This window comes from Synechococcus sp. BA-124 BA4, assembly GCF_034931165.1.
In genome coordinates this window covers 1-19,349 of the sequence record NZ_JAYGIA010000030.1, presented here as the reverse complement: position 1 = coordinate 19,349, position 19,349 = coordinate 1, and the positions used below count along the sequence as shown (strand labels likewise).

The following is a 19,349-nucleotide window of genomic DNA, read 5'->3' as shown; positions in this document are numbered from 1 at the left end:
GGCCATCCATGATGGCGATCTCTATGTCACGGCGCTGGCCGGTCAGGCCCTGCACCGGCTGGAGCTGGACGCAGACGGCGCGGTCGCAAGCGAAACCCGGCTGCAGTGACGGCCGAGCAGGCGGGTGACCCCTCCCGGGATGGCATTGGATTCATGCACCACCACCGGCACACCGCACCAGCGGGCCGCCAGGATCGCCGGGGCGGCGATATAGCCCCCGGTGCTGAACACCAGACTGATGCCCTCCCGGCGGATCAGCCGCCTCACCGCCACGCTGGAGCCGATCAGGCGTATCAGCTGCCAGAGCTTCTGCAGCCCCTTGCCCTGCAGTCCCCCAGCCCGGATCGTGTGCAGCGGGTAGCGCCTGGGCACGAGCTCGGTCTCGAGGCGGTTGGGCACCCCCAGCCACTGCACCTGCCAGCCATCGGGCAGGGCCTCGGCCACCGCCAGGGCAGGGAACAGATGTCCGCCAGTGCCGCTGGCCGCGATCAGGAGCCTGGACATGGAGCTTCGCTGATGCGCGCGTCGCGCTACCGGGGCGCGCCTAACTTAAAAGGGCCGCCATGGCTGACCTCGATGCCGCAGTCCCGCCCGTTTCTCGCCGTGTTGCTCGCGGCCTCGGTGGTCGCGGCCCTGCCGGCCGCCAAGGCCGCTCCGCCGAGTCCGGCTCTGCTCCAGAGCCTCGAGACGGCCCTCAACAGCGGTCAGCCCTCCAGTCTGTCGGCCCTGGTGGAAGCTGGTCCCGGCCTGGATCCCGCTCGGCTGGAGGCCCGCTACGCCATCCTGCGCGACCGCTTCCCGGATGCCCGCTGGCAGGTGAGTCCAGGCACTCCACTGCGGGATGGCCGCCCCACCGTGGCGATTGTGGTGAGCGGCAGCCGCTCCGAAGGCCCATTCCGCTACACCCTCCAGGCGGAGCAGCTCCTGGCCCTCAGTGCCAGTGGCTCCCGGCTGAACGGGCAGGAGCTGATCCGCGAAACCACCACACTGCGCAGCGGTGAGGCGAATCTGCCGGTCAGCGTGCTGATTCCGGATGCGGTGCTCACCGGTCAGCGCTACGACGTGGACGTGGTCTTCGATGAACCGCTGGATGGGGCGGTCGCCGCCGGCGGCATCGCCGCGATCACACCGGCTCAGATCAGCGCCCTGGAAACCCCTGACCTGGAGCTGGCGGCTCTTGGTGGTGGAGGGTTGTTCAAGACGGTGCAGGCGCCTCTGACGCCCGGCAGCCAGACGTGGGCCGTGCTGCTGGTGCACCCCAAGGGCATCGTCAGCACCACCAAGCGTGTGCGGGTGGTCGCCGACAAGGCCGCGCTCACTCCCTGAGGGCCTCGAGGTCCCCGTCTGACTGGAACCACCGTGCCAGGGCAGACACATCCTCATCGCCGTGGCCGGCGGCAATCAGGACATCTTCGATCCCGGCCACGCTGGTGCTGATCGGCAGGGTCACTCCGGCGGTGGAGGCCGTTTCGAGAGCGATCGCCAGATCCTTGCGGTGCAGGGCCAGCCGGAAGCCGAGGGGGTAGGTGTTCTCGATCATCTGGCTGGCGCGGTGCTGCAGGGCCCAGGAGCCGGCGGCGCCCCCCTCGAGGGCGTTGCACACCTGCTGCAGAGGCAGCCCAAGGGCCCTGGCCAGGGCCAGTCCTTCGGCCAAGGCGGCATAGCTCCCGGCCACCAGGATCTGGTTGACCGCCTTCACCTGCTGACCCGAGCCCACAGGACCGAAGTGGCTGATCCGGTTGCCGACCACCTCCATCAGGGGCCGGGCCCGCTCCAGCTGGTCGCTGGCGCCTCCCACCAGCAGGGAGAGCGTGCCGGCACGCGCCCCCTCCGTGCCTCCGGTGACCGGGGCATCGAGATAGCCCACCCCCAGCTCACCCAGGCGGGCGGCCAGACGCTGGCTGGTGGCCGCCGCAATCGTGGAGAAGTCGATCACCAGGGAGCCTGGAGTCACGGCCTCGGCCACTCCGGCCGGGGCAAAGAGCACCTCCTCGACGGCGGCGTCATCACTGAGGCAGAGGACGATCAGTTCGGCGGAGGCAGCCGCCTCCGCAGCCGTGGCGGCCCTGGTGGCCCCTGAGGAGGCCAGCGGCTCTTCCGCGGTCCTGGTGCGGTTGTGGACGATGAGGGGGAAGCCGGCCGCCAGCAGCCTGGTCGCCATCGGGGCTCCAAGGGCCCCCAGTCCGAGGAAGGCCACGGCTGGATGGCCCTGACAGCCCGGTTGCTCCGGGCCTCCGGGGAAAGATCTGGTCATCGGTTCTGCCCGTTCAGTTGGCACCTGGACATCCAGCTACCGGAGCATGGTTCTTGGGAATCCTTATCGTCATGTCCGTCATCCGCAATGCCCAGCTTGTGCTGATCCCGCCCGCGGCGGCTGCCCTGTCGATGCTGCTGCAGGTGGGCTCAGGCCAGGCCCAGCCCGGCGCTGCTCCCGGTGACCGGACATCTCCCACGCGTATCCAGCTGACCCCCAGTCAGAAAAATGAGTTGTTCAAGGGGCAGCGCAGTCTCTCGTTGCGGGCCCATGCCGACATGATCGCCATCCTCCAGAAGGGACAGCGTTGTCTCGACGAAGCCAGGGACCTGGAGGCACTCAGCGCCTGCCGCCAGACGGAACGCCAGGCCAAGCGTGATCTGATGAACCGGAACCGGGAGGAGGCACGGGCCCTGCATCAGCGGCTGGGTTTGCCGGTCCGCGACGGTCGGGACGGCAAGGGCGCCCGCGGCACGTGAGGCAGCGTCGGTCGGCTGGCCGGATGACGGAAACGCTGGACATTGAGGTCAAGGCCAGGACCACGTGTGAACAGCACTCCTCGATCCAAGGGATGGCCAAAGCCGGCTGAATCCGGTCAGGGGGATGAGAGTGTACTGGCCTCATCGGACCGTTGTCCTGCCCCTTTCCGTGGTCAGGGTTTTCTTGTGTTCCTCACAACCTGCAGGCTGTCGAGTTGCTCTCCGGCCTGCTTTTGGATGGCGGGATTGGCTGAGTGAGATAAGGGTAACTACCTGTGGACTTCCGGGCTGTTCGTCCCGCTCTGTGAAATCTGGTTGAAGTTTGGATGTTGTTGGGCTTCAAGCATGGATTTGGAACGAAAAATCTGGGGAGTCTGCCACTCCTTCGGTGCCTGAGGTCATCTCGTATTCCGCGATTCTCTGCGAGGAGGTCATGGCTTTCCTCGCGCCGAACAGCGACGAAATAGGACAGCTTGGGCATGCTTTAGCCATATTCATTGGCAATCTTCGCAACGCACCCAACCCGATGGATTGGGGTAGTCGATGCCAGTCAATATCAAGACTTCATGCGGACTTCCCTGGAGATTGCGGTGGGATCTCCGGTCAAATCCGAGTACACTGCCGAGTACGTCGAACAGCCCCTGTCATTCACCTTCCGGAGTTTCGATGGGGATTGGGTCAGTGTCGGAAACGGCCGTGATCGTGTCAACGGAGAGCTTCAGAGCTGACGGCAGGATCCGATCACAGGCGAGTTCATGGGGCAGGCTCCTCCTTCGCCCAAGCCTGCCCCCACGTCCCTGGCCTGTGCCGATCAGGCGATCAGACGTCGTCGAGGGCGGCGACGCCCGGGAGCACCTTGCCTTCCAGCAGTTCGAGGCTGGCACCACCGCCGGTGGAGATGTGGCTCATCTTCTCGGCCACGCCCACCTTTTCCACCGCCGCCACCGAATCCCCGCCACCGATGATGGTGCAGCAGCCCTTGGCGCTCAGGTCCGCCAGGGTGTGGGCCACACCGTTGGTGCCGGCGGCGAACTTGTCGAACTCGAACACGCCCATCGGCCCGTTCCAGATCACCGTCTTGCAGTCGGCCAGAGCGGCCTGGAAGGCCTTGAGCGAATCCGGGCCGATATCCAGACCCATCCAGCCGTCGGGGATCACGTTCACCGAGGTGGTGAGGGTCTTGGCGTCGGGTGAGAAGGCGTCGGCCAGCACCACGTCGGTGGGCAGCAGCAGCTGCACGCCCTTGGCCTTGGCCTTGGCCTCCAGCTCCCTGGCCAGCTCGAGCTTGTCTTCCTCGACGAGGCTCTTGCCCACCGCCAGGCCACGGGCCTTGTAGAAGGTGAAGATCATGCCGCCGCCGATCAGGACCTTGTCGCACTTGTCGATCAGGGCTTCGAGCACGCCGATCTTGCTGCTCACCTTGGAGCCGCCCACGATCGCCGCCAGGGGACGCTTGGGCTCATCGATGGCGCCCTGCAGATACTGCAGCTCCTTCTCCATCAGGTGACCGGCCACATTCGGCTTGAGGTATTCGGTCACCCCTTCGGTGGAGGCATGGGCCCGGTGGGCGGCGCCGAAAGCGTCGTTCACATACACCTCGGCCAGAGCTGCCAGCTTTTTGGCGAATTCGGTGTCGTTCTTCTCTTCTTCGGCGAAGAACCGCACGTTCTCCAGCAGCACCACATCCCCGTCGGCCATGGCCGCCACCTTGGCCTCGGCATCGGGGCCGATGCAGCTGTCGGTTTTGACGACCGGCTTGCCCAGAAGCTCGCTCAGACGGGCGGCCACCGGGGTGAGGCGCATCGCTTCGTTCACCTCGCCCTTGGGCCGGCCGAAGTGGGCGGCCAGGATCACCCTGGCGCCCTTGGAGATGAGGTCGTGGATGGTGGGCAGGGCCGCACGGATGCGGGTGTCATCGGTGATGGCACCGCTCTCATCCAGAGGTACGTTGAAGTCGACCCGCACCAGAACACGCTTGCCTTGCAGATCGGCCGCGGACAGGCTGGTCAGGGATCGCTTCGCCATGGGGTCTGGGGAGGTCGAGGATGGGAGAGATTAACCTGCGGCCCCCGGCCCGGGTCCCAGGCGGGCGCTAGGACAAGTGGGGCGGCGCGTTCTGTCCGACCCTTGCGCCGGGATGGCGACCACTGGATGGCGAACCCATGTTCAACACTGTTCTGTTTCCGATCGACCAGAGCCGCCAGACCATGGACACGGCGGCCTTTGCCCTGAAGCTGGCCCAGCAGCATGGCAGCCGTCTGGTGGTGCTCTCCGTGGTGGAGGCCGAAGAGGGCGTGATGCACGATGCCGCTGCCGTGGCGCGACTTCTGGAGCAGGCCCGCAGCCATTTCGAGCAGGCTGGTGTGGCCTGTGACGTCATCGAGCGGGAAGGGCGGCCTGCCTTCGTGATCGGAGATGTGGCCGATGAGATCGATGCCGACCTGATCGTGATGGGCACCCGCGGACTGTCCCTCGATGCCGATCAGCCCAGCACGGCGTCGCGGGTGATCCAGCTGGCCCCCTGCCCTGTGCTGGTGGTGCCTTGATGGAGGGCATCGCCACGCCCGCTGGCGAGGGCCTCAGCCAGTCGGCTCCCGCAATCCAGTGGTATCCGGGGCACATCGCCAAGGCGGAACGGCAGCTGTTCACCCAGCTCGCCAAGGTGGACCTGGTGATCGAGGTGCGCGATGCCCGCATTCCCCGGGCCACCGGCCATCCCCGCCTGCAGCGCTGGATGAAGGCCAAGCCGCGTCTGCTGGTGATCAACCGCCGCGACATGATCAGCGAAGCGGCCCGCCAGGCCTGGGACCTCTGGCTGCGTGAGCGGGGCGAGACCCCCTGGTGGTGCGACGCCAAGGTGGGCACCGGGGTGAAGCAGCTGCAGGAGGCTGCGATCCGCGCCGGATCCCAGCTCAACGCCCGCCGGGCAGGCCGGGGCATGCGGCCGCGGCCGGTGCGCGCCCTCATGCTCGGCTTCCCCAACGTGGGCAAATCGGCCCTGATCAACCGCCTCGTACGTCAGAAGGTGGTCGACAGCGCCCGCCGTGCCGGGGTCACCCGCACCCTGCGCTGGGTGCGCCTGGGCCAGGAGCTGGATCTGCTCGATGCCCCCGGCGTCCTGCCGCCACGCCTCGATGACCAGCGCGCCGCCCTGCTGCTGGCCCTCTGCGACGACATCGGCCAGGCCGCCTATGACGGCGAGGCCGTGGCCGTGGCGTTCCTGCACCTGCTCGAGTCGCTGCAGCGGCACCCGGCGGCGGGGATCTCTTCCGGTGGCGTGCTGGGGCGCTACAGCGTGCCGGTGCCCTCCCCGATGGATGGCTGGAACTGGCTGGAGGCCGCCGCCGCACGCCACACCAGCGGCGATACCGCCCGCATGGCCCAGCGCCTGCTTGACGACTTCCGCCGCTCCCTTCTCGGCCCGATCGCCCTGGAACTGCCTCCTGATCCGGCATGACGGGCTTCGGTGAAGGAGAGGGGGAGCTGCTCACGCTCCAGTACCCGAAGCCGCTGCCGATGCGGCTCGACCGCTGGCTCGTGGCCCAGCGGCCCGAGCAGAGCCGGGCCCGCATCCAGAAGTTCATCGATGCCGGCTACGTGCGGGTCAACGGCGTCACGGGGCGGGCCAAGACTCCCCTGCGGCTCCACGACGAGGTGCAGCTGTGGATGCCGCCGCCTGAGCCACTGCCCTACCTGATGCCGCAGCCGATCCCCCTCGATGTGCTCTACGAGGATGTCCACCTGATCGTGCTCAACAAGCCGGCGGGCCTCACCGTGCATCCGGCTCCGGGCAACCGCGACGGCACGCTGGTGAACGGTCTGCTGCACCACTGCCCCGATCTGCCCGGGATCGGCGGCGAGATGCGCCCCGGAATCGTGCATCGCCTCGACAAGGACACCACCGGATGCATCGTGGTCGCCAAGAGCCAGGAAGCCCTGGTGCGGCTGCAGGTGCAGATCCAGAAACGGGTGGCCTCAAGGGAATACCTGGCCGTCGTGCATGGGTCGCCGGCGCTCGGGAGTGGAACGATCGTGGGGGCGATCGGCCGTCATCCCGCCGATCGCAAGAAGTACGCCGTGGTGGCCGAGGAGAAGGGTCGCTTCGCCTGCACCCACTGGACCCTGATCGAGCGCCTCGGCGATTACTCCCTGCTGCGCTTCCGGCTCGACACCGGCCGCACCCATCAGATCCGGGTCCACTGCGCCCACATCGGCCATCCGATCGTGGGTGATGCCACCTACAGCCGCTGCCGCAAGCTGCCGCTGGAGCTGCCTGGCCAGGCCCTGCATGCGGTGGCCCTCGGCCTCGATCATCCGATCAGCGGTGAGCGTCTGGTCTTCGAAGCTCCTCTGCCGCCGGTGTTCCAGGCCCTGCTCACCTCCCTGCGTCAGCGCCTCAACCCCTCCGCGTCGGGGATCTGACGGTCTGAGCGGCAGACGCGGGCCCTGGTGCACTCAGCGGGAGCCTGGGCTGGCTTCCTCGAGCATCACGTCGAACAGGGTGAGTCGCTCGAGCTGGTCGGCCACGGCGATGGCGGTGAGCACCGCAAAGCCGATCGGCAGCAGCAAGGCGTAGTTCTTGCTCAGCTCGAAGGTGAGCAGGATGGCCGTCAGCGGGGTGCGCGTGAGGGCCCCCAGGAAGGCGCCGCCGCCGGCGAAGAGCAAGGTGGCCGGGGCATAGGAGAACAGCAGCAGGCAGAGCTGCTGCACCAGGGTGCCCAGGGAGGCGCCCACCACCAGGGCCGGTGCCAGAAAGCCGCCCGGGGCCTCTGCCGCCACGGCCACGGCTGTGCCCACCCCCTGGACCCCCAGGGCCACCAGGGCGGTGGAGGGGGTGCTCAACCCCAGCAGGGCGTCGAAGTCGAGACTGTCGGGGTTGTCGAAGCTGTCCGGCAGGAGCGACCAGCCCAGGCCGATCATCAGACCCACCAGCGGCAGCAGTTGCCAGGCCTCCAGCCGCAGGGGCCGCAGGGTCAGGCGCAGCCGCAGGATCCCCCGCTGGTACAGCACCGCCAAGCCACCGGCGAGCACTCCCAGCACCAGCAGGATCGGCACATCCACCAGACGGAAATCATCGAGGCGACTGGGGTAGGGGATGATCGGCATCAGTTCCCTCAGCCAGGCCGGCCCCACCGACGCCGTCGTGAGCAGACGGGTCCAGGCGATCGTGGCGAAGGTGGCGAAGGTGGCGATGGCGTTGGTGCGGACGTCGGAGCGTTTGAGCAGCTCCTCGATCGTGTACATCGCGCCACCGAGGGGGGAGTGGAACACGGCCGCCAGCCCGGCGCCACTGCCGATGGCCACCGCCAGGCTTTGCTGAGGGTCTTTCCTTGAGAGCCGATCGGCGGATTCCCTGGCCAGGGAGGCTCCGATCTGGATCGACGGCCCCTCGGGCCCCACCGGGATCCCCCCGCCGATCGCCACGCCACTGGCCAGCAGCTTCACCACCGCCACCCGCCAGCCCATGGGCACCGGCACCCCCCGCAGCCAGAGCATCACCTGAACGATCCCCGATCCCTTGGCTCCGGGCTCCACACCACTGATCAGGGCTCCGGCGATGCCGCCCCCCAGCAGGCCCATCAGCGGCAGCACGAACCAGCGAGGCAGGTGGTTGGCCAGCTGCAGGCGCAGGGCATTCACCGTCTGGATCTCCAGTCCGTAGACCCAGATCGCCACGGCGACCCCGATGCCGATCGCATTGACCAGCACAAACAGCCTCAGCAGGTGCCTGATCTTCTGCCGGGGTGTCGGGGGCTGGACGGACATGGCTCAGGCCGGTGCCGGCAACCGGGGGCAGGCATCCACCAGCTGGCGCGTGATCACGGCCTGGGGCCGCTCGAGCATCGCTCCGGCGGGCCCTTCCTCCACGATTCGCCCCCCGTCGAGCACGATCAGCCGCTGGCAGAAGCCGCCGGCCACAGCCAGGTCGTGAGTCACGAAGATCAAGCCCAGGCCGAGACGGCCCTGAAGCTGCCGCAGCAGGGCCAGCACCTCCGCCTGAACCTCGGCGTCGAGCATGCTCACGCTCTCATCGCAGAGCAGCACCTTCGGCTCCAGCACCAGGGCGCGGGCGATGGCCACCCGTTGCTGCTGGCCGCCGGAGAGCTGCCGCGGCAGGCGGTTCTCGTAGAGCTCCGGCGGCTCCAGCCCCACGGTGGCCAGCCCGTCACGGGCCCTGGCCCGGGCTTCGGAGCGGCTCGCCAGGCCATGGATCAGCAGCGGATCCGCCACCGCCTCCCCCACCGTCATGCTCGGATTGAGGCAGGCCAGCGGATCCTGGAACACCATCTGCAGGCTGCGGCGGGCCCGGGCGAGCTCAGCCCCGTCCATCCGGAGCAGGTCGCGGCCCTCCAGGCTCACGCGGCCTCCCCGCACCGGCGTCAGACCCATCAGGGCACGGCAGAGGGTGCTCTTGCCGCAGCCTGATGCTCCCACCACCCCGAGGGTTTCGCCCGGCCCAAGGCGCAGGCTCACTCCATCGACGGCCTTCAGCCAGCGCCGTCGCCAGGGCGCTGAGGGCAGGGGATGCCAGCAGCGCAGTTCCTCGAGTTCCAGCAGGGGTGCCGTGTCGGTCGAGGGCGGGGTGTGGCTGCCTTCCCGGGCACGGGCCGCCGCCACCAGCCGCTGGCTGAGCGGTGCCTTCGGAGCGCTCAGCAGGCTGCCGGCCGGGCCCTCCTCCACCACCTGACCATGGTCGAGCACCGCGATGCGCTGGCACCAACGCCCCGCCATGGCGAGGTCGTGGGTGATCAGCAGCAGGGCACTGCCGCTGTCCCGGCAGAGGTCGGTGAGCTCGGCCATCACCTGGGCCGCCACGGCCACATCCAGGCTGGTGGTGGGCTCATCGGCGATCACCAGCGCAGGCTCCAGGGCCATGGCCAGGGCGATCGCCAGCCGCTGGCGCATGCCGCCGCTGAACTCATGGGGATAGCTCCCGTAGCGATCCGTGCCGATGCCCACCCGCTCCAGCAGTTGCCGCACTCGCTGGCGCACCCTGGCCCGATCCCAGTCGGGACGATGGGCCGAGAGGGTGTCGCTGAGGTGCTCACCGATGCGCAGCAGCGGGTTCAGCCTCGTCATCGGGTCCTGGAACACCAGCCCCACGGCCTCCCCCCGCAGTCGGCGCAGGGCCGGACGCTTCAGCTCGCGGGGGTCCTCGCCGGCCAGCCGCAGGCAGCCGCTGCAGCGGCTGCCGGGTGGGAGCAACTGCAGCACGGCCCGCGCGACTGTGCTCTTTCCGCAGCCGGATGGACCCACCAGCGCGAGGGTGTCACCGGAGCCCAGGCGCAGGTTGAGGCCATCGAGGGTCGGCGCTCCGCTGCTGCCCGGGTAGCTCACGATCAGGTCGCTGATCTCCAGCACCGGCTCGGTGGCACGCGTGACGGCCATGGGACGCGGCGGATCAGGACGTGCTGGCCCAGCATGGGAGAGCTGCGGCTGCAGACGTGGTTTTGTTGCGTGATCTGCATACGATGGGTGCAGAAGCGTCCGGTGATGCTCGATACCGCCGTTGGAATCAAGGACAACGTTGCGGGCGAGAGCCTCGGCACCGAACGGGTTGCCGGGCTGAGCCCCGGGCTTGTCGCTGGCAGTGATGATCCGCCGCCCCCCGAGGGTGATTCGTCCCCGGCCCCAGGTCTGCGACGGAGGCCGATCCGCACCCCCGACGACTACGGGGTGAAACTGCCCGAGTGGCTCAGGGAGTGCATCCTCCACGTGCCCCCTGGCGATGGGGAGACCTGCCCCACCGATCCTGAAGCTCTGCTGGCGGCCGCTTTTGATTTCGCCTTCCAGCTCCACGACGGCCAGGTGAGAGCCACAGGCGAGCCCTACATCATTCATCCGGTGGCCGTCGCTGACCTGCTGCGCGACATCGGCGCCAGCGCGGGGGTGATCGCTGCAGGTTTCCTGCACGACGTGGTCGAGGACACCGATGTCACACCTGAAGACCTCGAGGTCCATTTCGGTGCCGAGGTGCGCGCTCTGGTGGAGGGGGTCACCAAGCTGGGCGGCATTCACTTCACCAACCACACCGAAGCCCAGGCCGAGAACCTGCGCCGCATGTTCCTGGCCATGGCCAGCGACATCCGCGTGGTGCTGGTGAAGCTCGCGGACCGACTCCACAACATGCGCACCCTCGGGGCCCTCAAGCCCGAGAAGCAGCAGCGCATCGCCCGCGAAACCCGCGAGATCTACGCGCCCCTGGCCAACCGCCTCGGCATCGGTCGCTTCAAGTGGGAACTCGAAGACCTCGCCTTCAAGATCCTGGAGCCCGAGGCCTACAACGAGATCAAGCAGCAGGTGGCCAGCAAGCGCAGCGACCGGGAGGAGCGGCTGGCCGCGACGGTGGCCCTGCTGATGCAACGGCTTCGGGGCGCAGGTCTGCACGACTGCGAGGTGAGTGGCCGGCCCAAGCATCTCTATGGCATCTGGAGCAAGATGCAGATGCAGCAGAAGGCCTTCCACGAGATCTTCGATGTGGCGGCCCTGCGCATCCTGACGCCCAACCTCGAGAGCTGTTATCGCGCCCTGGCGGTGGTTCACGACACCTTCCGCCCGATCCCCGGCCGCTTCAAGGACTACATCGGACTGCCCAAGCCCAACGGTTATCAGTCCCTGCATACGGCCGTCATCGGCCGCCACCGGCCGATCGAGGTGCAGATCCGCACCACCGAGATGCACCAGGTGGCGGAGTACGGAATCGCGGCCCACTGGAAATACAAGGAGGGGGGATCACCGGCCTCGGCCGGAGCCGCCGAACGCTTCAACTGGCTGCGCCAACTGGTTGACTGGCAGCAGGATGATGGCGGCGAAGACAGCAGCGACTATCTCGCGTCCATCAAGGAAGACCTCTTCGACGAGGAGGTTTTCGTGTTCACGCCCCAGGGGGATGTGGTGGGGTTGCGCAAGGGCTCCACGGCCGTGGATTTTGCCTTCCGCATCCACTCGGAAGTGGGGAACCACTGCCAGGGCGTGCGCATCAATGACCGTCTCTGCCCGCTGGCCACGCCGCTGCGCAACGGTGACTTCGTGCAGATCATCACGGCGAAGTCGGCGCATCCGAGCCTCGACTGGCTCAACTTCGTGGCGACACCCACCGCCCGCAACCGCATCCGTCAGTGGTACAAGCGCAGCCACCGCCAGGACAACATCCAGCGGGGGACCGCCATGCTCGAGCGGGAGCTGGGACGTGACGGCTTCGACGCTCTGCTCAACGGCGAGGCGATCGCCAAGGTGGCCCGCCGCTGCAATCTGGTGGGCACCGAGGACCTGCTGGCCGCCCTCGGCTTCGGTGGCGTCACTCTGCAGCAGGTGGTCAACCGTCTGCGCGAGGAGGTGCGCCTCAGCACCGCGGCAGCGGCACCGGTGCTCAGCAATGAAGACCTGGCCCGCAGCGTTTCGGACCAGCCGATGCTGCCCCCGCCGTCTCCTGCGGAGAGCGGCGGCAGCCCGATCCTGGGGCTCGAGGGCCTGGAGTACCGGCTTGGGGGCTGCTGCTGCCCCCTCCCCGGCGAGGCGATCGTGGGCAGTGTCGCCCTGGGGAACCATGGCATCACCATTCACCGCCAGGACTGCAGCAATGTGGCTGCCGTCCCGGTCGAGCGCCGGTTGCCCGTGCGCTGGAATCCGGCGGCCGACCAGCAGCGCCGCCGCTATCCGGTGCAGATCCGCATCGAGGTGCTGGATCGTGTCGGCGTGCTCAAGGACATCCTCACGCGCCTTTCCGACAGCCGCATCAACGTCAGTGACGCCAGGGTGCGCACGGCCTACGGCAAACCCGCCCGGATCGACCTCAAGGTCGAGCTCGCCAGCGCCAGCCAGCTGGGCACCACCATGGATCAGATCCGCTCGATGGCTGACGTGCTCGACCTCTGCCGCACCGGCATCGGTTAGGCCTCGCGGCGGAACAGTTTGAACTCTCCGGTGCGCAGTCCCAGCTCCCCGGTGAGCTCCTGCCAGCGACCCTTGTCCAGCTTGAGACACTGCCTCAGGAAGTCCTCGGTGTTGGGCCCCTCGGGGTCGGTGCGGGTCCAGACCAGGTGGCGATTCGCGGGCTGAAGCAGCTGGGCGCAGATCTGGGCCTGGCCCACAGGCAGGCCGATCGTGCGGGTGGCCCATGACGCCCTGAGGCCCTGGGGGTTGAGGCTCCACCTGGGGCCGATGCCCACGGTGCTGGCCGGCACCCTCAGTTGCCATTGCAGGGCAGGGTCCTGGGGCGCCGTGAAGCCTCGATCAGCTTCGGGAAGGCCGCTGAAGTAACGGCGCAGCTCGGCGCGGTCCTGCTCCAGAGCCGCGACCAGCTCGGGTGGCCGCGACGGTGAGCCGAAAACCTCGGCGATGGCGATGTTGTTGAACAGGATCAGCGAGAGGATCAGGCTGCCTGTGAAGGCGCCGACGCGCAGCGAACGGCGCCTGGTCCTCTCCAGCTCCGCCATCCCCGCGGCCGTGATCAGCACCAGGGGAACCACGATCAACAGACCGTCGTGGCCATCGAAATCGGTGCGCTGGAACGACCAGATCAGCTCCAGCAGAAACACGCTGGCCAGTGCGGGCACCAGCAGCAGCCGCTCCTGGGGTCTGGTCCCGGCCCCCCAGGCACGCCTGGCGATCAGCAGCAGGCCGGCGCCGGGCATCAGGATCAGGCTCCAGATGGGCAGACCTGCCAGGGGCATGCGGGCCAGCTCGCTGAACAGGTTGCTCACGTTTTCCCCCCACCAGAGCTGCTGGCTGGCCCATTCCAGGGGCAGGGCCACCGCTCCCGCCCACAGCAGAGCCAGCCCATCGCTCACGAACAGGTAGGGGAGGACCAGCAGGGCACAGCCCAGGGCGGCTCCGGCGGCCAGGGCCCGGGCAAGAGCATCGGGGTGGCGGTGGTGCACCAGCACCAGGGCGGCCACCAGGGTGAGGGGATAGATCAGCGTGAAGAAACAGGCCACCGCCAGCAGGGCGAAGCTCGCGGCGGCCACGCGCAGGCGCCAACGCCTGAGGCTGCCGGCTGTGTCCTGTCCATCGGCCGCGAGGCTCAGCAGGTAGACGCCGAGCACCAGAAAGACATTGGCGAACTGGTGCAGGCTGCCGGCGATTCCGCCAGGCAGCTTCTGGGCCAGGACCACCAGCAGCACTCCGCAGGCCTGGGGCACCAGGGAGCGGGGGGGCAGGGGGATCAGACCCGCGGTTGAGAAATTCCGAACCGCCCGGGCCATCAGCAGGCCCGCCATCAGGTCGAGGCCCAGCACGAGGAGGCGATGGGCCCGGATCGATCCCAGCCAGGCCGACGGGGTGAACAGCCACTGGGCAATCGGCCACTGGCGCAGGTAGCTCTCCTGGTACAGCAGGGTCCCGTGCAGGCCGCGCTGGGCGAGGACCAGGAGCGAATCGATCTCGCCGTCGTAGCTGCCGGCGATGGTGCTGGCCCGCCAGACACGGACCGCCAGTCCCGCCAGGGTGAGCCACCACAAACCCAGCAGCGCGATTCGTGGTCGGCTCAAGGGCAGATGGTGACCTGGAACACAGTCTGCATGGCGCTGCCACCCTTGACAGGGGTCATGGGCCACCCCGTTTCACGGGTTTCTGCGGAAGACCCTGATCCCCCCGGAGGTGAGCCCCATGTCCTGGGTGATCTCCCGCCAGGTGTGCTCGTCGCGGTTCAGGCACTCCAGGAGAAAGTCTTCGCTGTGGCGACCTCCCCTCCCGGTGCGGGTCCAGATCAGGTGACGGTGGCGCGGGTCGGTGAGCTGGGCACAGGCCTGTTCGTCGCTGATGGCCAGGCCGATCCGATCGGTTGCCCAGGAGCGTCGCATCCCGTAGGGATCCAGGCTCCAGCTGGGGTGAACCCCCACGGTGGAGGAAGGCTGATCCAGCTGCCAGTGCAGGGAGAAATCCTGGGGTGAGGTGAAAGTGCCAGCTTCTCCCTTCAGGGTTCGCAGCTGCTGGATCAACCGCTCCCGATCGACCTCCACCGCATCCGGTGCCCTGGCGTCTGCCCCTACGGCCAGGATCTCCGCCACGAACACGTTGTTCATCAGGATCAGCGAGAGCGCAAGGGCGAAGGCGGTGCCTGTTCGCCGCAGTCCGCGGCTGGAGGACCGCTCCAGGGTGGCCATGCCGCTGGCCACGATCAGCACCACCGGCACGATCGCCATCAGCACGTAATGCCTCCAGAAGTGGGTGGAGCCGAAGGAGAGGATCAACCCACCCAGGAAAACGAGGCTCAGCAGCGGCACCATCAGGCTCCGGGTGGAGGAACCTCCCCGGCCTCGCCTGGCCTGACGGGCCAGGCTCACCACGCCAAGCAGCGGGATCACCAGCAGCATCCAGAGCTCCACCCCCGCCACCGATGCTCCCGCCACCTGCCTGAACAGTTCACCCAGGCTCTGGTGGTCCCCTGGGCGCTGGGCGCTCCACTCCAGCGGCAGAAGCACCGCTCCCGCCCAGAGTCGGGCCGGTCCATCGCTGAGCCCCAGGTAGGGAAGCCCCATCAGCACCGCCCCCAGCCCGGCGCCCCCCGTCACCCAGCCCAGGCCCGTCAGGCGCCGCCGCCGGCTCCAGGATCCCGGCCAGGGCAGCAGCGCCAGCGTCACCAGCAGCAGGGGCAGCAGCAGGTTGGGACGCACGGCCACCGACAGGAACAGGCAGAAGCCCGCCGCTGCCAGCCCCACCCGGCGCGTCCCGGGCAGCTGCTGGGCCAGCACGGCCAGGGCCAGCACCAGGAAGGCATTGGCGAACTGGTGAAGATGGCCGGAGAGGCCGCCGAGCATCTTCTGGCTCATGGTCACGTACAGAACGGCGCTGCCGGCCGGCACCAGTGAGCCATCCCGCAGCGGCAGCAGGCCGCCTCGGGCCAGCTGGCGGATCGCCATGGCCAGCAGCAGGCCGCCGCCGAGGTTGAGCAGCAGGGTCAGCATCCGGTGGGCCCGGATCGATCCCAGCCAGGCCGAGGGTGCATAGAGCACCTGGATGATCGGCCACTTGGCGTTGAAGCCCTCCTCGTACATCAGTCGACCGTGCAGCAGCCTTCTGCCCAGGTGGAGGTAGGTGTCCACATCCAGGTCGTAGTGGCCAGCGGCCGTCGGTGCCTGCCAGAGCCGCAGGACCAGTCCTGCGGCGATCAGCAGCCAGAGCCCGGTGAGGGCGATCCCGACCGGCTGACGAGCTGCTGGTCCGGAGGGTGATTCCAGCACGGTGGACCTGGTCTCGAGCCTCGTTTCTAGGGTGCGACCAGCCAAGGGCGTCCGGGGTGTTGCACGAGCGTCCGAATCCGCTGCTGGCCTTGCCCTTCGAGCCGTCGCTTGAGGGTCTCGGCCCTGACTACTGGGACGTGGTGGAGGCGGCCCGCTTCCCACTCACCCGGTTGCGCTTCCGCAACGATGATCTGCTGGCCCAGCTCGGCCTCGATCCGGCCGCCGTCCGTGATCAGGATCTGGAAGCCGCCTATGGCCGATTCGAGGCGCGCACCCCCCTGCTGGCGCTGCGCTACCACGGCTATCAGTTCGGCAGCTACAACCCCTTCCTGGGAGACGGTCGCGGCTTCCTTTACGGGCAGCTGCGCGATCGCCGGGGGGACCTGCAGGACCTGGGTACCAAGGGCTCCGGCACCACCCCCTGGAGCCGTGGTGGCGACGGCCGCCTCACCCTCAAGGGCGGGGTGCGTGAGCTGATCGCCTCCGAGGCCCTGCATCGACTGGGTGTCACCACCAGCCGCACCCTCAGCCTGGTGGAAACAGGCGAGGACCTCTGGCGGGGGGACGAGCCCTCTCCGACCCGCAGCTCCGTGATGGTGCGCATGGCCCGCACCCACCTGCGTTTCGGCAGCTGCGAGCGGCTGTTGCACCGGCGAGAGCCCGCAGCCCTCGAGCGTCTGTTGCGCCATGTGGTGGCGAACCACTACCCCCGCATCGTCGCCGCCCATCCCGAAGTGTCCGGCGGAACCAGCGAACCGGCGCTGCTGGCCTTCTACGGCGAGCTGGTGGAGCGGGTGGCGCGGCTGGCGGCGGAGTGGATGGCCGCCGGCTTCACGCACGGGGTGCTCAACACCGACAACATGTCGCTGGCCGGGGAGAGCTTCGATTACGGCCCCTTCGCCTTCCTCGAAGGCTGGGATCCGGGGTTCACCGCCGCCTACTTCGACCACAGCGGGCTCTACGCCTACGGCCGGCAGCCGCTGATCTGTCACCACAATCTGCGGCTGCTGCAGGAGCCGCTGGCGATGCTGCTGCCCAGAGCTGAGCTCGAAGCCAGGTTGGAACGCTTCGCGCCCGCCTACGACTCCCACTACCGGGCACGGCTGATGCGCCGGCTGGGCTTCGACGCGCTTGCCACGGCAGCCCTGGACCCGGAGCGGCCTGACCCGGTTCCGCTGACCCTGCAGCTGCTGGCCTCCTGGCCGGTCGCCTACGGCGAGTTCTTCGCGGCCCTCGCCGATCAGATCGAGCGCTGCGGGCTGCCCCAGGATCCCGGGGAGCTGAGCCCCTTCATGGCCGCTGCGGCCGATCCCCCTCGAGAAACCTGGCAAGCCTGGCGTGACGCCTGGTGGGCCACCGGTTCGGCCCTTTCGAGTGAACGGCAGGCGACGATCGCCACCACCCTGCGGCGCTGGAATCTGCCGGAACCGCCGGTGCGTTCCTGCATCGAGAGGATCTGGGCGGCCATCGATGAGCGCGATGACTGGCAGCCCCTGCATGACTGGCTGGACCGGTGCGGATCCAGCCACAGCGCCGGATCCGGGTGCTCGGCGCTACAGCTTCCAGCGCAGGATTCTGTCTGAATTCCTTCACCGATTCCCTTCTGGCATGTGTTGCCATGACTTCCGAACAAGCCGCCCAACTCATCGACGACACCCTGGATCTGGTGCATCAACGGCTCCAGGCCCTTGATGCTGTCCAGAAGCGCAGGGAGCACAAAGCGCTTGCCGAAGAATTCCGCGAATGGCGTCAGCCCAGCGGTGGGCATATCGATCTGATGCTGTGCCCAGGATTCGGCAATGCCTGAGCGAGATCAACCCGGCAGGCTCTGGAGCTTCAACCAGCGCCAATAGAGCACCCCGAGCAGGGAGGAGCTCAGGGCGCCGACAATCGTGGAGCCCAGCAACAGCCGGCTGGAGAAGGACCAGCCCAGCTCCCAGATCCCCTGCTGCTTCAGCACGGCCATGCTGGGCCAGCCATGGCCGGGTCCCAGCAGCCAGCAGCCCAGCTGGTAGTTGAACCAGTAGAGGGGCACATAAGTGAGCGGGTTGCTGATCCAGGTCCCGGCAGCCGCCAGCAGATGGTTCCCTCTCACCAGGCTGGCCAGAGCCACTCCAAGCAGGGTCTGGAGCCCGAAGAAGGGGTAGCAGCCGCAGAACACCCCTGCCGCCAGCCCGCGGGCCCGCTGGCCGTGGCTTCCCTCCTGCTCCCACAGCCAGCGGATCCAGCGCCGGAATCGGATCAGGGCGCCGGTCCACCATCGACGCCACCGAGACTGGCGGGGACCCTGGCCATCGGGCTGCTTGGACTCGGACGACACCATTGCTGCGATTGCCACGGCGCTGGCGCCCGGAGAGGGAAGTGTGGCGATCGTAAGAATCTCCGGACCCCAGGCGGAGCCCATCGGTCGCGACCTCTTCGAGGCGCCCGGGGATCAGCCCTGGGGGAGTCATCGCGTGCTTTACGGACATGTGCGCGATCCAGGCAGCGGGGAGCGGCTGGATGAGGCCCTGCTGCTGCTGATGAAGGCACCCCGCAGCTTCACCCGCGAGGACGTGGTGGAGCTGCACTGCCACGGGGGTCTGATCGCCGTGTCCCATGTGCTGGACCTGGTGCTGCGCAGCGGTGCGCGCCGGGCGCGGCCGGGGGAGTTCAGCCAGAGGGCCTTCCTCAACGGCCGGCTCGACCTCACTCGCGCCGAAGCGATCAGCGACCTGATCACGGCAAGAAGCCGGCGGGCGGCCCAGCTGGCCCTGGCGGGCCTCGATGGCGGCCTGCAGCGGCGGATCGGCACCCTGCGGGAGCGTCTGCTCGATCAGCTGGCGGAGCTGGAGGCCCGGGTTGACTTCGAGGAGGATCTGCCCCCTCTCGATCCGCAGGCCCTGGTGGTGGAGCTGGAGGCGGTGCGTCAGGAGCTGAAGGTTCTGGTGGCGGAGGCGAGCGTGGGCCAGCTGCTGCGCGAGGGACTGAAGGTGGCGATCATCGGCCGCCCCAATGTGGGCAAATCCAGCCTGCTCAATGCCCTCAGCCGCCGGGAGCGCGCGATCGTGACCGAGCTGCCGGGCACCACCCGCGATCTGCTGGAGAGCGAACTGGTGCTGCAGGGGGTGCCGCTCACCCTGCTGGACACCGCGGGCATCCGCTCCACCGACGACCCTGTGGAGCGGCTGGGCATCGAACGCAGCCGCCAGGCCCTGGCCAGCGCCGACGCGGTGCTGCTGCTGGTGGACCTCGCTCAGGGCTGGACACAAGCCGACGCGGAGCTCCATGCCCAGATGCCCGCAGGCGTGCCGTCGCTCGTGGTGGGCAACAAAGCTGACAGGGCCGCAGGAGCACCCCCGGCCCAGGTTGATGTGGTGATCAGTGCCCTCACGGGCAGCGGCCTCGAGGCCTTGGCCGAGGCCCTGCTGTCCCGCTGCGGCCACAGCCTGGGCC

The 19,349-nt window shown here is 68.3% G+C and carries 16 protein-coding genes and 1 pseudogene; 9 read left to right on the top strand and 8 right to left on the bottom strand.

The annotated features are described in order from the left end of the window. Positions 1-48 precede the first annotated feature (48 nt). A pseudogene (locus VB734_RS04455) lies at positions 49-504 on the bottom strand (UDP-N-acetylglucosamine--N-acetylmuramyl-(pentapeptide) pyrophosphoryl-undecaprenol N-acetylglucosamine transferase); the annotation flags it as partial. Positions 505-576: 72 nt separating this feature from the next. On the opposite strand from VB734_RS04455, the gene VB734_RS04450 reads away from it, so the two are divergent. Continuing rightward, the gene (locus VB734_RS04450) at positions 577-1,326 is read left to right on the top strand and encodes a hypothetical protein (protein ID WP_197161955.1); all 750 of its coding nucleotides are present in this window, start codon (positions 577-579) and stop codon (positions 1,324-1,326) included. On the opposite strand, the gene VB734_RS04445 is transcribed toward VB734_RS04450, so the two are convergent. Further along, a complete protein-coding gene (locus tag VB734_RS04445; RefSeq protein ID WP_197161958.1) occupies positions 1,316-2,254 on the bottom strand; it encodes an NAD(P)-dependent oxidoreductase in 939 nt (312 codons plus the stop codon). The genes VB734_RS04450 and VB734_RS04445 overlap by 11 nt on opposite strands. Before the next feature lie 71 nt (positions 2,255-2,325). Between VB734_RS04445 and VB734_RS04440 the strand changes: the two genes are divergently transcribed. Then, positions 2,326-2,733 (top strand): hypothetical protein, encoded by a 408-nt coding sequence (locus VB734_RS04440; RefSeq protein WP_197161961.1) that lies wholly within the window; start codon positions 2,326-2,328, stop codon positions 2,731-2,733. Positions 2,734-3,552: 819 nt separating this feature from the next. Here the strand turns inward: VB734_RS04440 and VB734_RS04435 are convergent. Beyond that, positions 3,553-4,758: a phosphoglycerate kinase gene (locus VB734_RS04435; protein ID WP_322782294.1), complete on the bottom strand. Its 1,206-nt coding sequence runs from the start codon at positions 4,756-4,758 to the stop codon at positions 3,553-3,555. A 137-nt stretch (positions 4,759-4,895) separates the two neighbouring features. Here VB734_RS04435 and VB734_RS04430 point away from each other — a divergent pair, with 137 nt between their 5' ends. The 3 genes from VB734_RS04430 to VB734_RS04420 are packed head-to-tail and all read left to right on the top strand — an operon-like array spanning position 4,896 to position 7,155. After that, complete coding sequence (locus VB734_RS04430) at positions 4,896-5,279, top strand: universal stress protein (RefSeq protein ID WP_197161966.1); 384 nt, start codon at positions 4,896-4,898, stop codon at positions 5,277-5,279. Continuing rightward, positions 5,279-6,190: a ribosome biogenesis GTPase YlqF gene (gene ylqF, locus VB734_RS04425; protein ID WP_197161969.1), complete on the top strand. Its 912-nt coding sequence runs from the start codon at positions 5,279-5,281 to the stop codon at positions 6,188-6,190. The genes VB734_RS04430 and ylqF overlap by 1 nt, the downstream gene beginning before the upstream one ends. Beyond that, a complete protein-coding gene (locus VB734_RS04420) occupies positions 6,187-7,155 on the top strand; it encodes an RluA family pseudouridine synthase (RefSeq protein WP_322782295.1) in 969 nt (322 codons plus the stop codon). The genes ylqF and VB734_RS04420 overlap by 4 nt, the downstream gene beginning before the upstream one ends. Positions 7,156-7,188: 33 nt before the next feature. Here VB734_RS04420 and VB734_RS04415 read toward each other — a convergent pair whose 3' ends face one another. After that, positions 7,189-8,499, bottom strand: coding sequence for a ClC family H(+)/Cl(-) exchange transporter (locus VB734_RS04415; RefSeq protein WP_322782296.1), 1,311 nt, complete (start codon positions 8,497-8,499; stop codon positions 7,189-7,191). A gap of 3 nt (positions 8,500-8,502) precedes the next feature. Next, entirely contained in the window at positions 8,503-10,122 is a 1,620-nt protein-coding gene (locus VB734_RS04410; protein WP_322782297.1) for an ABC transporter ATP-binding protein, read from the bottom strand. 105 nt (positions 10,123-10,227) lie between these two features. On the opposite strand from VB734_RS04410, the gene VB734_RS04405 reads away from it, so the two are divergent. Next, positions 10,228-12,627: a bifunctional (p)ppGpp synthetase/guanosine-3',5'-bis(diphosphate) 3'-pyrophosphohydrolase gene (locus VB734_RS04405; protein ID WP_322782634.1), complete on the top strand. Its 2,400-nt coding sequence runs from the start codon at positions 10,228-10,230 to the stop codon at positions 12,625-12,627. Here the strand turns inward: VB734_RS04405 and VB734_RS04400 are convergent. Then, entirely contained in the window at positions 12,624-14,222 is a 1,599-nt protein-coding gene (locus tag VB734_RS04400) for a hypothetical protein (protein ID WP_322782298.1), read from the bottom strand. The genes VB734_RS04405 and VB734_RS04400 overlap by 4 nt on opposite strands. Positions 14,223-14,294: 72 nt before the next feature. Next, positions 14,295-15,914, bottom strand: coding sequence for a hypothetical protein (locus tag VB734_RS04395; protein ID WP_322782299.1), 1,620 nt, complete (start codon positions 15,912-15,914; stop codon positions 14,295-14,297). 59 nt (positions 15,915-15,973) lie between these two features. Between VB734_RS04395 and VB734_RS04390 the strand changes: the two genes are divergently transcribed. Both VB734_RS04390 and VB734_RS04385 read left to right on the top strand, forming a co-directional pair. Further along, on the top strand, positions 15,974-17,497 hold the full coding sequence (locus VB734_RS04390; protein ID WP_322782300.1) for a protein adenylyltransferase SelO: 1,524 nt from the start codon (positions 15,974-15,976) through the stop codon (positions 17,495-17,497). Beyond that, the gene (locus VB734_RS04385) at positions 17,458-17,721 is read left to right on the top strand and encodes a hypothetical protein (protein WP_322782301.1); all 264 of its coding nucleotides are present in this window, start codon (positions 17,458-17,460) and stop codon (positions 17,719-17,721) included. The genes VB734_RS04390 and VB734_RS04385 overlap by 40 nt, the downstream gene beginning before the upstream one ends. Positions 17,722-17,727: 6 nt before the next feature. Here the strand turns inward: VB734_RS04385 and VB734_RS04380 are convergent, their stop codons facing one another. Further along, positions 17,728-18,159 carry a DUF2062 domain-containing protein gene (locus VB734_RS04380; RefSeq protein WP_416238035.1) on the bottom strand — a complete coding sequence of 144 codons (432 nt, stop codon included), beginning with the start codon at positions 18,157-18,159 and terminating at the stop codon, positions 17,728-17,730. A 58-nt stretch (positions 18,160-18,217) separates the two neighbouring features. Between VB734_RS04380 and mnmE the strand changes: the two genes are divergently transcribed. Beyond that, positions 18,218-19,349 (top strand): tRNA uridine-5-carboxymethylaminomethyl(34) synthesis GTPase MnmE (gene mnmE / locus VB734_RS04375; RefSeq protein ID WP_323242977.1); only part of this gene is annotated, 1,132 nt, incomplete at its 3' end.

Bases quoted from the DNA above. Each gene is read 5' to 3' on its own strand.
- VB734_RS04450 (WP_197161955.1), top strand. From the start codon at position 577: ATGCCGCAGTCCCGCCCGTTTCTCGCCGTGTTGCTCGCGGCCTCGGTG.
- VB734_RS04445 (WP_197161958.1), bottom strand. From the start codon at position 2,254: ATGACCAGATCTTTCCCCGGAGGCCCGGAGCAACCGGGCTGTCAGGGC.
- VB734_RS04440 (WP_197161961.1), top strand. From the start codon at position 2,326: ATGTCCGTCATCCGCAATGCCCAGCTTGTGCTGATCCCGCCCGCGGCG.
- VB734_RS04435 (WP_322782294.1), bottom strand. From the start codon at position 4,758: ATGGCGAAGCGATCCCTGACCAGCCTGTCCGCGGCCGATCTGCAAGGC.
- VB734_RS04430 (WP_197161966.1), top strand. From the start codon at position 4,896: ATGTTCAACACTGTTCTGTTTCCGATCGACCAGAGCCGCCAGACCATG.
- ylqF (WP_197161969.1), top strand. From the start codon at position 5,279: ATGGAGGGCATCGCCACGCCCGCTGGCGAGGGCCTCAGCCAGTCGGCT.
- VB734_RS04420 (WP_322782295.1), top strand. From the start codon at position 6,187: ATGACGGGCTTCGGTGAAGGAGAGGGGGAGCTGCTCACGCTCCAGTAC.
- VB734_RS04415 (WP_322782296.1), bottom strand. From the start codon at position 8,499: ATGTCCGTCCAGCCCCCGACACCCCGGCAGAAGATCAGGCACCTGCTG.
- VB734_RS04410 (WP_322782297.1), bottom strand. From the start codon at position 10,122: ATGGCCGTCACGCGTGCCACCGAGCCGGTGCTGGAGATCAGCGACCTG.
- VB734_RS04405 (WP_322782634.1), top strand. From the start codon at position 10,228: ATGCTCGATACCGCCGTTGGAATCAAGGACAACGTTGCGGGCGAGAGC.